Genomic DNA, 13,091 nt, shown 5'->3' on the forward strand with positions numbered 1-13,091 from the left:
TTATGTCAAAAAAAATCAAATTAACTACTTCTCAGGCACTTGTGAAGTTTTTGAATAACCAGTATATCCATTTCGACGGTGAGGAAACTCCGTTTGTCGAAGGAGTTTTTAACATATTCGGTCATGGAAACGTGCTTGGACTCGGTCAGGCTCTCCAGGAGGATGGGGGAGATCTAAAAGTGATTCAAGGTAAGAATGAGCAAGGTATGGCACACGCTGCTGTAGCTTTTGCGAAAGAAAACTTCAGAAGAAAAATCTTTGCAGTAACTTCTTCTGTAGGGCCTGGTTCCGCAAATCTTGTGACAGCCAGTGCGACGGCATTAGCTAATAACCTGCCTGTTCTATTCCTGCCAGGTGACACGTTTGCTACTCGTCAGCCTGATCCGGTATTGCAACAGATTGAACAGCTACACAGCCATAAAATTACCACTAATGACGCTCTGCAGCCTGTATCCCGTTACTGGGATAGGATTGAAAGACCTGAACAGCTGATGTCAGCGCTACTGCGCGCTTTTGAAGTAATGACAAATCCTGAAACTGCTGGACCGGTCACGCTATCAATTGCCCAGGATGTCGAAGGCGAGTCATTTGAATATGATGAATCCTTCTTCCAGAAAAGAGTTCATTACGTTGATCGTGCCGTACCATCTGAAGCGGCACTGGCGCGAGCGAAGGAAGCAATCAGTAGCTCGAAGAAACCGCTGATCGTTGTAGGCGGGGGAGCAAAATACTCCCTTGCAGGCAAAGAAATCGCTGATTTTTCACAAAAGTACAAAGTGGCACTTGCTGAAACACAAGCAGGGAAATCCACTGTATCTTCCGATCATCCATATATCATGGGAGGACTCGGAGTCACTGGAACCTTGGCTGCCAACAAGGCTGCTAAAGAAGCTGACTTAATCATTGGTATTGGTACAAGATATACCGATTTTACTTCCTCTTCCAAAACAGCATTCAATTTTGAGGAGTCGACATTCATCAATATTAATGTCAGCAGGATGCAAACGTATAAGATGGATGCCATACAGCTCGTGGGCGATGCGAAAGCGACCATTGAACGCCTTGATGATCTGTTGAACAGCTATGAAAGCGAATTTGCTGAACAGTTGGAAAGCTACAAAAATGAATGGCTGGATGAACGAAAGAGGTTGGGGGAAATTACTGTTGATTTTGATAATGAAGCTTATCAACCGGAAATCAATGATGCTTTCGGCCACGAAAAACTGAAGGATTATGCCGATGCATTGGAAACAACTTATCCTCAGACTAATGCATTGATAAAAGTAAATGACTTGATCGATCCTTCCAGTTACGTTGTCACTTCTGCTGGTTCTCTGCCGGGGGATATGCACAGGTTATGGAATCCAACTGTGGAAAACACCTACCATGTTGAATACGGCTACTCCACGATGGGGTATGAAATAGCAGGCGCCTTAGGCGTAAAAATCGCCCATCCTGATAAAGAGGTCTATAGCATGGTTGGGGATGGAAGCTTCTTAATGCTCCATACAGAAATGGTGACCGCTCTTCAATATGGATACAAGATGAATATCGTACTCTTTGACAACTCTGGTTATGGATGTATTAACAACCTTCAAATGGGGCACGGAAGCGACAGCTACTGTACAGAGTTCACCAAATCTGATGGCAGTATTCTAACCGTGGACTATGCGAAAGTAGCAGAAGGTTATGGCTTTAATACGTTCACAGCCACAAACGATCAGGAACTGAAAGAGGCGATCAAAAAAGCACAGCAAAGTGAAAATTCCACATTGATTGATATAAAAGTATTGCCTAAGACGATGACAGATGGCTATGAGAGTTTCTGGAATGTTGGTATCTCGGAACATTCCGCTAATGAGAACGTCACTGACAAAGTAAAAGAAGTAATCAGCATGAGAAACAAGGCTAAACAATATTAAGAGAAAAAGAGTGAGATAGATGAAAACAATTAAAATTGGTGTCGCTGGATTAGGCCGTCTTGGCCTTATCCATGCGGATAATATCTGCAATATGAAACACGTCGAGTTGACCGCCATTTCCAATTTGGATGAAGCAGTTAATAAGGAAGTGCAGCACAGATATGACGTTCCATACGCCTATACCCAGTATGAAGACATGGTAAAAAATAAAGAACTGGACGCCGTATGTATTGTTACGCCTTCCGGTTTTCATACCGAACATATTCGATTGGCTCTTGAGCATAAACTTCATGTGTTCTGCGAGAAACCGATTGGTTTGGATGTAGAGGACATTAAGCAGACATGCCAGGTAATCAACGATAGTGACCATGTATTCCACTTAGGATTTATGCGTAGATATGACGCGGATTACTTATATACGAAAGAAATGATCGACAGTGGAGAAATTGGAGACATTTCTATTATTCGTTCGTATGGAATCGACCCGATTGTTGGACTGGACAGCTTCGTGAAATTTGCTAAAAAGAGCCCAAGTGGTGGCATTTACCTGGATATGAGTGTCCATGACATCGACGTCGTTCGCTGGTTTACAAATTCTGAAATTAAAAAAGTTTGGGCAACGGGCAATAACAAAGCTGCTCCTGAACTGGGTGAATTGAATGAAGTAGAAATTGGTACGGTGACGATGCAGCTTGAAAATAATGTAACCGCTTTTTTAGTGGCGGGACGTACCGCAAGCCACGGATATCATGTGGAAACAGAAGTTATCGGTACCAAAGGGATGGTCCGGATCGCTGCGACCCCTGATAAAAACAAAGTTACAGTTTTTAATGAAAACGGGGTGGTCAGGCCGACGTCTCAAAGCTTTCCGGAACGTTTCAGGGAGGCATATGTGGATGAAATCAAAGACTTTGTCAGATGTATCCGGGAACAGTCGAAACCAGAAGTTTCAGCTGTAGACGGATTAAGAAGTACAGAAGTCGCACTTGCATGCCAAAAGTCCTTCGAAGAGGACAACCTGGTGGAACTTGAATACGAAGGGGATTAGATAATGTACAATATTAAATTGGGATGCGCCCCGATTGCCTGGACAAACGATGATATGCCTGAATTAGGCTCAGAAAATTCATTTGAACAGTGCATAAGCGAAATGGCACTTGCGGGATATAAAGGAACGGAGATTGGTAACAAATATCCGAAAGATCCAGATACCTTAAAAGAATATCTCGAGATCAGAGGGCTTGAGGTTGCCAGTGCATGGTTCAGTGCCTTCCTGACTACTCAGGATTTTGAAAAGGTAAAAGAAGCTTTCATTGAACACAGAGACTTTCTGTATGCGATGGGAGCTGAAGTAATCGTAGTGTCTGAGCAAGGTAATAGCATTCAAGGGCAGATGGAAACTCCGCTGTTTGAACAGAAACCGACTTTTACTGAGGAAGAATGGAAACTTTTCACTACAGGCTTGGAGAAACTAGGAGAACTGGCTAATGAAAAGGGGATGACTGTAGTTTATCATCATCATATGGGCACGAGTGTCCAGACAACCGAGGAAATCGATAGATTAATGGAAGAAACAGACCCGAAAAAAGTCAGTTTGTTGTACGACACTGGGCATCTCGTTTTCTCTGGTGAAGACCCTCTTTATATATTGCAGAAATATTTTGATAGAATCAAACATGTCCATTTTAAAGATATCAGAAAAGAGATTGCCAGAGAAGTAGTCGATAAAAAAGACAGTTTTCTTACCGGCGTAAAGAAAGGCGCTTTTACTGTACCGGGTGATGGATTTATTGATTTCAAGCCGATCATGGATTATTTAGTGGAGAACAATTATCAAGGATGGATTGTTGTAGAAGCTGAACAGGATCCTGGTACTTGCAATGCATTCGAATATGCGTTGAAAGCGAAACAGTATATTGAAAGCGTAGTTTAAGTACAAAGGAGAATAATTATGAACTGGTTTGCTATTTTAAGTTTTGCAGCCGTTGTCCTGGCTATTTACTTGTACGCTTATTATCGAAGTAAAAGCGTCAATACACGTGATTCTGAAGGATATTTTCTGGGAGGACGATCCCTGGTAGGAACGACGGTTGGTATGTCTATCATAATGACCAACCTTTCGACAGAACACCTTGTCGGACAAAATGGCCAAAGTTATGTAGTCGGTGCAGAAGTTATGGCATGGGAAGTTACAGCTGCTGTCGCTATTGTAATGAGTGCGTGGATTTTTCTTCCCAGGTATTTCAAATATGGTGTAAATACCATTTCGGATTTTATAGAGGTACGATATGACACCATGACGAAAAGGATTGTTTCTATCCTATTCATGTTTACATACACAGTCAGTTTTATGCCGGTTGTGTTATATTCCGGGTCGTTAATTTTTAATGATTTATTTAATATTGAAGAGCAACTTGGAGTAAGTTCTATGACGGCTGTAGTCATCATCGCCTCGCTGATTGGGTTAGTCGGTGTATTCTATCTATTTGTGGGTGGTTTGTCCTTAGTTGCCCATAGCGATTCCATTTATGGAATTGGTTTAGTAGTAGGCGGCTTATCTATTACTATATTAGGTTTTATAGCCTTAGGAAATAATAGTTTCTTAAGTGGTGTAGACCTTTTAGTGACTGAATCTTCCGATAAATTGAATGCCTGGGGAGCTGTAGACTCGACCATCGTGCCTTGGCCTACACTTTTCTTCGGGATGTTTTTTAACAATTTGTATTTTTGGTGTACAAATCAGATGATTGTTCAAAAAGCGCTTGCTGCTAAAAATTTAAAAGAAGCTCAGAAAGGTACTATGTTGGTCGGTTTCTTTAAAATATTCGGCATCTTTTTCTTAGTTATACCAGGTATTATTGCCTATAATATTTTCGGTGGTGACATGAAAATGGATTTTGCCTATCCTTCTTTAGTTGGGATGGTCTTACCTGATTGGGCTTATGGTATATTCGGCGCTGTCGTTTTTGGAGCGATCATGAGTTCATTCATTGGCGCCCTAAATGCTACGGTAACATTATTCAGCCTTGATTTCTATAAGCCAGTGATCAATAAGCAGGCGAATAATCGTCAAATAGCCAAGATGGGTAGAATACTTACTGTTGCCGTCGGGGTTATTGTTATTATTATAGCTCCATTAATTTCTTTGTTCCCTCAAGGTCTGTTTGCGGTAATCCAGGAATTTAATGGCTTATATAACATGCCTCTGCTAGCAATTATATTAGTCGGATTTTTCTCGAGGAAAACATCAGCACTCGGTGCGAAACTTACATTCATTTTCCATGTAATCACCTATAGCTTGTCGAAGATAATGCTTGCAGATGTCCATTACTTGTATGTATGGAGTGTATTGTTCCTGCTTGATATTGCGATCTTGTATGTATTCAGCACTTGGAAGCCTGATAAAGAAGACTTCGAATTTGAGAAGTATAAGAATAAAGTGGATTTAACTCCATGGAAACACTCCAAATGGGTGGGAGCTATTATTCTGTTAACAGTCGTAGCTATGTATATTATATTCTCCCCATTGGTATTAGCTTAATTAGAGAAAGGAAGATATCTTTATGAGCAAAGTTGTAGCAGGCGTTATTGGCGCAGGACGAATTGGTAAATTACACATTAATAATTTAAAAGCAAATCCGAACGTCCGATTAAAAATGGTATCTGATTTGTTTGCTGACCAATTACAAGAGTGGTTTAAAGACAGTGAGGTTGAAGAGATAACCAAAGATTATAACGATATTTTTGAAGATGAAGAGATTAACACCGTTTTCATCTGCTCGCCTACTAGCACACACGCTGACCTGATTAAATTAGCGGCAAAATCTAACAAACATGTATTCTGTGAAAAGCCGATCAGTTTCGATGATGCGGAAACGCTTGAGGCGTATCAAGAAATTAAAGAAGCAGGTGTGAAATTCCAAGTTGGATTCAACCGACGATTTGACAAAAACTTCAAGGAAATGCAAAGAAGAGTTGGAAGTGGCAATGTTGGGGACGTTCATGTACTGAAGATTACCTCCAGAGATCCTAACCCGCCACATCTGGATTATATTGAAACGTCCGGCGGGTTGTTCATGGATATGAGTATTCATGATTTTGATATGGCGAGGTATTTAGTAGGTTCTGAAGTAGTGGAAGTCTTCGCTAAAGGAACGAGCCTGGTTAACCCTGAGATTGCCGAGAAAAATGACATCGATACGGCTGTTATTACGTTAACTTTCGAAAACGGGGCACTTGGAGTAATCGATAATAGCAGGGAAGCTGTATATGGATATGATCAGCGTATTGAAGTGTTTGGCAATGGTGGTGCTCTGGTGGCTGATAATGAAACAGCAACAAATCTGAAGTATTTCCATTCGAATACAGTGGAAATGGATCAGCCACTGCACTTTTTCCTTGAAAGATATAATGATTCGTTTATAAGGGAAACCGAGGAATTTGTAGATAGCGTTGTCAACGATACAGAAACAGAAGTGGTATTTAAAGACGGAATTATGGCCCAGAGAATCGCGTTGGCTGCCAGAGAATCATACGAAAGTGGATTACCTGTGAAAGTTAACCATGGAGTAGGGTGATGATATGTATAATATTTTAGATGATGCATTTGAAAAAAGGTATGCTGTTCCGCAATTCAATATGAATGGCTTGATTTGGTTGGAATCTATTTTGAAAACAGCTGAGAAATGTAACGCTCCTGTTATTGTAGGCACAACAGATAAAATAGTTGACCAACTGGGTGGATTTGAGCTGCTTGCCCGTGCCTTTGATATTATGAAGGAAGATCTAGAGATTACTGTTCCAACCGTACTGCATTTGGATCATGGTCAAACGGTTGAACGATGTAAAAAAGCGGTGGATGCAGGTTATGGTTCAATAATGTACGATGGCTCTAAATTGCCGATTAAAGAAAACGTGAAGAATACCAGGGAAGTAGTTGAATATGCACATCAACATGGTGTCACTGTGGAAGCTGAAGTTGGAAGTGTCGGAGGAACTGAAGATGGTATTTACAGTGATCTTAAATATGCCGATCAGAACGAATGTATTCAGCTAGTAAAAAAGGGAGGAATAGATAGCTTGGCTCCTGCTTTAGGGTCAGTCCATGGAAAATATAAAGGAGAGCCAAATCTAGGTTTTGAAGAGATGGCCAGTTTAAGACAATCTATCGATACCCCATTTGTACTGCATGGAGCTTCTGGAATTTCTGATAGTGATTTGCAAAAAGCAATCTCACACGGGCACGCGAAAATTAACTATAATACAGAGCTGAACATTGCCTGGTCTGATGCGCTTAGAAAAGTATTAATAGAAAACCAGGACTTATATGCACCTATGGAGATCTTAAAACCAAGTATACAATCCTTAAATGAAGTTATTGAAGAGGTAATTATACGTACTGGTGCCTACCATAAAGCACTGAATAATAGTTAAAAATCACTGAGCGGGCCAAACTAATTGTTAATTGAAAGCGGAGTTTCTCGGCTTTGGTATACAATCAAATAGAATACTAAACATACCAAGGGATAGAGAGTTAAAACCTCTCTATCTTTTTTATTGTTAATTGTTTCTATATGCACTCGGAACCGAAAGGAACTAAAAACCTCCCTCCGTTTGCCAAGCCTTTTTCCACATCATCGATGAAATGGTATAAATGAATTTATCAAAGGATAACGTAAGAAGTTTGTGTTTAGATCCTTGAGACAAAAAAAGAGTTTAGCACAAATTATGCCTAAGAAAGAGCACACCTGCTCAGATATGATAAACACTGACACATAGATTCTAAGCACTTACTGGAATGAGGTGTTACAGTCAATGGCAAGCAGCTTCGCTGTGGTTCAGGCTATATTCTGTAAATGATTTAGTTCGATCAGTGGATAACTGTTCCGCAAACGGTAGTTCTTTTCTTCGCTATAACTGGCTCCAAATTCCGCACAAGTGGCAGGGCTTCGGTATGGCTTCCCCAGCCATGAAGATAATGTTTTGCAAAAGGTTACGGGGAAGATTCTGAAGAGAGCTGATTTTCCCTATACCGCCCAATCATAAAGGATTTTCTGGATGCCTGAGAAAGTTACACAAACTTATTTTCATTACTTATCAGAGAAATTTAGTTGCAAGAAGATAGTTTAAGCGGTGAATAAATATTTTATTGTAACGATAAAATCGCACTTGCAATTTTAACGTAAATATTTAGGTTTGATAATTCTCATGGCAGAAGCTTCTGAAGTGAACCTAACCGTCCCTTAGCATGCCAAAAGCTACATGACTGAAACAACTGCTAAATTAATAATTGAACAAATTAAAGAGAATAACAAAAAAACAAAAACCAAATCGATATTATTCGAACCTGAGCTATTAATCAGAAATTCTACAATCAAGAGTAATTTTGATTAATAAAGACATGGAAACGGTAACTGATCAGCTTGGACTATTTATTTAATTTCAAACCTTAGAATATATGATATAGATAAATGCAAGACCTGTACTCTGATAGAAGGATGCTTTCAGGAGGCCGCAAAAGTAAAACCTATACCGCTCTACATCGCATGGACATCAAGAACAAGGAGAGTTTTAAAAACGGAGGCATTTAAAGAACGAGCCAAAGAATGGTACAAAATAGAGGCGAAAAATAGAGAGTTAAAGCATCGGCACGGATATAAGATTCATCTCCAGGCCTCAAAGCCATGGACTTACAAGCAACCATAGCTATCTTCACCTTCAACGTCAAAAGAATATTGAAACTCATAGAGAAATAAGCGGGAAAACTCTCCTCTTAAAAACAGCGGTTTTCGAAAAAATACGTTCAGAAAACCGCTGTTTTTATTCCTTAGATCATAAACAGTACAGTTTTTCAGTGGCATCGAAAGATGTTAAAGGTGGTTTTAAGAATTTTTAATCTAATAACATTTAAATATAGCACAAGTCTCTAATTTAGTATTTCTTTATTTAACTTTTTAACCCTGAAGTGGCTTGACTATCCATGATATATTTCTGAAATATGAAAAATAGGACTACCATTGGTAAAATAGAGATCACTGAAGCTGATAACAACAATGGCCAGTTGATACTATTCGCTGCAATAATATTCCTTAACGCAATTTGAAGAGTGTACTGTTCTGGGCTACTAATTACTATAAGTGGCCAAATATAGTCGTTCCACCTCCATTGAAATGAGAATATAGCTAATGTTACGATTATTGGTTTTGAAATAGGTAACATAAGTCTGAAAAAAATCTTTCCTTCGCTAGCTCCGTCTATTCGAGCAGATTCTATCAAATCATCAGGGACAGTGATGAAAAATTGTCTGAACATAAAAATTCCAGTTGCTGTACTGATAGAAGGAATAATCAATCCTGTCAAACTATCGTATAATCCCAATGACTGAATAATTGTAAATGTTGGCCCCATTATTACTTCAGTTGGAAGCATCGTTGTAGCAAGTATACACACAAAAAATACACTTAACCATTTGTATTTATATTTTGCTAATGCAAACCCACACGAAGCACTAGCCAGTATGGTTAAAATGGTTGTAACCACCGTAACTATTGTAGTGTTGATAAAATATCGGACGAAGTTCATTGTGGTCCATGCATATTCATAATTATCTAAAGTTGGGTTTTCCGGAAGAAACTTTAACGGATAAGTAAATAACTCACTACCAGGCTTAAATGAACTTAACAATAACCAAACGATAGGGAAAATAAATATTAAAACCATCAAATACATAAGACTAGTCAAAAATGTCGAGGAAACTCGATCACTAAATTTGAACATTAAACTCTCCACCTCTTTTCATAGCGTAATTGTATTAGTGCAAAAGTCATTAGCAACACGAAGAGCACCATTGAAGCGGCACTAGCATACCCAATGTCTAGTTTATTAAAACCGGTTTCATATATATATTGCACTAACATCGTTGTATCTGAACCTGGCCCTCCATCTGTCAATGCTTGTATCAAGGGGAGTTCTTTCATTAAATTAAAAACAGACAACAATATAACCATAAAAGAAGTTGGTCTTAAAGCTGGTAAGGTGATATGCCAAAACTTTTGGACAGAGTTTGCCCCATCTATTCTTGCTGCATCATAAAAGGTTTTGGGGATGTTTACTAAGGCTGATATAAATAACAACATGTTGAATGCTGTACCAATCCACACCGTTGCAAAAAACAACACAATAAATGCTGTCACACCACTTGAAGACCATGGGATAGGCTCAAAACCTAAATTTTGAATGACGTAATTCACCAATCCAAAACTTTCACCAAACATCCATCTCCAGATGACCCCAGCTACTATTGGTGATATTAACCATGGGAAGAAAAAAGCAATTTTTGCAAAACTTTTCCCTTTAGTTTGATTACTCGTAAGTAAAAGTGATACTGCTAGAGAAACACAATAAGTAAAGGGAACACCTATACCTGCATAAACTAAAGTTCTAAATAATGCACCGTAAAAACTAGAATCTTGAAACAATTCAATATAATTCTCCAAGCCAATAAAATTTGCGCTAATACCACTATAGTCTGTCAAAGAATAATAAATCCCTATTAACGCTGGGGACATAAAGAAAATCAGAAATAATATAATATTAGTTATTACAAATGTTAATGCCCAAATTTTATTCTTATCTTTAACCAATTTTCCATCTCCTTCCCTGATGTTCCACTAGTTAATAGTGAAAAAATCTGTTTTTATTTCATAACCTGCTTTATATTCTATTTTTTCACCGTTAACTATTAAATTATCTGTCCTATTCACTTCTATGGGACCATGTTCAAAGTCCACATATGAGAACTCTTCATGTTTCTTATTATTTATTGAAGAAGATTGCATAAGTTCTATGAACTTATCAAATGATTCTATTTCTTGTTTAGAAGAACACCTAACCAGAATAAATTGATTTTTTCCATATGATCTTAATTCTCTATGAGCAATAGCTTTTTCATTTTTTATTTCGTATCCGTTATTGAAATACATCCCGATGTAACCTTCACCTTCTCTTAGAAAAATCCAGTTGCCTACTTTATGAATTTGATCTAACTTCCAAAAGGGTAGGTAAGCATGAACAAAATCTAAATCATCCTTGAGAAGTTTGTACTTTATTGTCATTACATTTTTGAATTGATGTAAAGAGGGACAACGTCCATTTCCCGCCCAGAAACTTGGTCTATTTTCTCCACTAAACACATATTCCCCTGGATGGTTGATCCATAATGTTGTATTATCCTCTCCTACCGAAACATTCATGACATGCTGTTGATGTCCCTTTTCATAAGCACTGAAATTTATAGCACTTGAAAGGGAATAATCTTTAGTTTTATAATTATAAGAATAAACTTGTTTTATCCCTTGTACATATTCCGCTAAAAGAGCTTTGTTACTTGGTAATTTGACCAAATGTTCAAGTTCAGGAGGATTATAAGTTGATAAGCAAAACCAAACAGTGGAACGTAGAGAATGGTTTAAATATCCTTCTCCCCATAAAATATAAGTGGTGTTTGCAATTTCACTAGTCTCCATAGCTTTTAAGTCATGCTCATACACTCTTCCATATGTGGAAGCCATTGTTTTTCCGTGGAGATTAATAGCGATTATCCTGAAAGTGAAATCTAAAGCACGTTTAGCTAGATCCTTTATTTCATTATCTGGAGCAGCTTCATATAAACTATAAAATCCTATCAAATCAATAGGTAAATAGGTTGTTGAATTCCATTCAGCAAATCCATATTTGAAAAATATATCAAACCATTCCAACAATCTTTTTTTTCCTAATTCATATTGCTCTTCCCCTGTTTTACCACTTACTTTAAATGTTTTATCGGGTACCATATAACCTGCAAGATATTGGGACACATGAAATAAAAAAGCATGATTTTCACTAAAGTACCACATTACATCATTTCCTGGTTCATCAATCCAATATCTAAAATTCAGTGCAATTTTTTCGATTTCTTCTAAGGAGTCCTTAGGGAAATAGTCTTTTCTTGATATAGCAATAGCTAGTAAGGGAGCTAATCGAAAGTCGGCACAATCTTTCTTTTGAGAAATTTCATCAAAACAACTATATATAGCTGTTTTTGTTTTTTGGTCAAATTCTCCTTTACTTACCAGTCTTGCGATGCCAGTATTTAAATCATTTTTTTCTAATGTGGCAAAATAATTTATAGCTTCCTGTTTTCTGTTTTTTAAATTTAAACTTTTAATTTGTGGAAAGTTATCTTGATCATATAGAGAAACCACTAATTTTCTAAAGATATACGCTCCGTTGCCAATACATAAACCAACATCAAAAGAAGTAAGCCCTTCTGTGTTAAAATTTGTAGTCTTGCCAAAATTAATCTCGTTAATGTGCTTGGAGTTTAGGTTGATTTTTAAGTGATTAGTTTGGCCTTCGTGGCTTTTAAATACTGGGTTTGCCATATCAGCAGCATTTACTTTGACATACAACTTCTCAAATATCTCAGGGTTTCTTGTAGAAGCAAGTTTAATGTCCTCACTTGCAAAAGTGTCTTTCGTGAAATATAAACTATCTAAATATGCTTCCGCACGCTTAACAGTTTCTACTGGTTGATTGATAGATATATAACCCTCAAAAGGGTAGTCTCCCATGTATTTAAGCTGAAAATAATAGTTAACATCTCTCTCTGCAAGATCATCAAAGCCTACCACGATTTCATTAGTACCTTTTTGAAGGTGTAATTCAACTTCACGAGACGTTGGTATGTTTCTGGTAAAAGGTGAAAAGTTCACTTGCGGTTCACCGTTCACCCATATTTTCACTCCGCCACAGGTAGTTAAGATGAATGGATGAACTGTTTCTTTGCTTGTTGCTTCTACAAACGTCTTAGCAAAGGTAGCCATGGTATGCGGTGTAGAAATAAAAGTTGAAAATTCTACGCGAGGATTTTCGAACGGGAAATATATACGATTAAACATGCTATGATCTTCTGGATATTCAAGTTCTTCTCTATACTGTAAAAATTGCTTTCTAACTGGGTATTCTACTTGTACATACTCCTCTGTTAAATTTACCGGTTCATTAAAAGTATCTGGAGTTGATGAGAATGGGGTCAAGTCAGGTTCCGAATAGACCCACCTATTTATGGATTGATTTTGATTGATCTGAAAATTATATTTATTGACCATTTTAAGACCTCTTTTCATA

The 13,091-nt window shown here is 37.9% G+C and carries 9 protein-coding genes; 6 read left to right on the top strand and 3 right to left on the bottom strand.

The annotated features are described in order from the left end of the window. The first annotated feature begins 2 nt into the window (after nucleotides 1-2). Genes iolD through LF817_RS02730 form a run of 6 tightly spaced genes read left to right on the top strand, consistent with a single transcriptional unit; the run spans nucleotide 3 to nucleotide 7,355 of the window. Entirely contained in the window at nucleotides 3-1,922 is a 1,920-nt protein-coding gene (gene iolD, locus LF817_RS02705; protein WP_253934216.1) for a 3D-(3,5/4)-trihydroxycyclohexane-1,2-dione acylhydrolase (decyclizing), read from the top strand. Nucleotides 1,923-1,941: 19 nt separating this feature from the next. After that, nucleotides 1,942-2,970, top strand: coding sequence for a Gfo/Idh/MocA family oxidoreductase (locus tag LF817_RS02710; RefSeq protein ID WP_253934217.1), 1,029 nt, complete (start codon nucleotides 1,942-1,944; stop codon nucleotides 2,968-2,970). A 3-nt stretch (nucleotides 2,971-2,973) separates the two neighbouring features. Further along, a complete protein-coding gene (gene iolE, locus LF817_RS02715; RefSeq protein WP_253934218.1) occupies nucleotides 2,974-3,855 on the top strand; it encodes a myo-inosose-2 dehydratase in 882 nt (293 codons plus the stop codon). Nucleotides 3,856-3,873: 18 nt separating this feature from the next. Continuing rightward, nucleotides 3,874-5,463: a solute:sodium symporter family transporter gene (locus LF817_RS02720; RefSeq protein WP_253934219.1), complete on the top strand. Its 1,590-nt coding sequence runs from the start codon at nucleotides 3,874-3,876 to the stop codon at nucleotides 5,461-5,463. 22 nt (nucleotides 5,464-5,485) lie between these two features. Further along, complete coding sequence (iolG, locus tag LF817_RS02725) at nucleotides 5,486-6,499, top strand: inositol 2-dehydrogenase (protein WP_253934220.1); 1,014 nt, start codon at nucleotides 5,486-5,488, stop codon at nucleotides 6,497-6,499. Nucleotides 6,500-6,503: 4 nt separating this feature from the next. After that, nucleotides 6,504-7,355 (top strand): ketose-bisphosphate aldolase, encoded by an 852-nt coding sequence (locus LF817_RS02730; RefSeq protein WP_253934221.1) that lies wholly within the window; start codon nucleotides 6,504-6,506, stop codon nucleotides 7,353-7,355. A gap of 1,512 nt (nucleotides 7,356-8,867) precedes the next feature. Here the strand turns inward: LF817_RS02730 and LF817_RS02735 are convergent. Genes LF817_RS02735 through LF817_RS02745 form a run of 3 tightly spaced genes read right to left on the bottom strand, consistent with a single transcriptional unit; the run spans nucleotide 8,868 to nucleotide 13,072 of the window. After that, complete coding sequence (locus tag LF817_RS02735; RefSeq protein WP_253934222.1) at nucleotides 8,868-9,698, bottom strand: carbohydrate ABC transporter permease; 831 nt, start codon at nucleotides 9,696-9,698, stop codon at nucleotides 8,868-8,870. Then, entirely contained in the window at nucleotides 9,698-10,564 is an 867-nt protein-coding gene (locus LF817_RS02740) for a carbohydrate ABC transporter permease (protein WP_253934223.1), read from the bottom strand. Before LF817_RS02740 ends, LF817_RS02735 begins: the two co-directional genes overlap by 1 nt. 27 nt (nucleotides 10,565-10,591) lie before the next feature. Next, a complete protein-coding gene (locus tag LF817_RS02745; protein WP_253934224.1) occupies nucleotides 10,592-13,072 on the bottom strand; it encodes a hypothetical protein in 2,481 nt (826 codons plus the stop codon). Nucleotides 13,073-13,091 lie beyond the last annotated feature (19 nt).

Source organism: Halobacillus sp. A1, from assembly GCF_024189295.1.
Taxonomy (GTDB): Bacteria; Bacillota; Bacilli; order Bacillales; family Halobacillaceae; genus Halobacillus_A.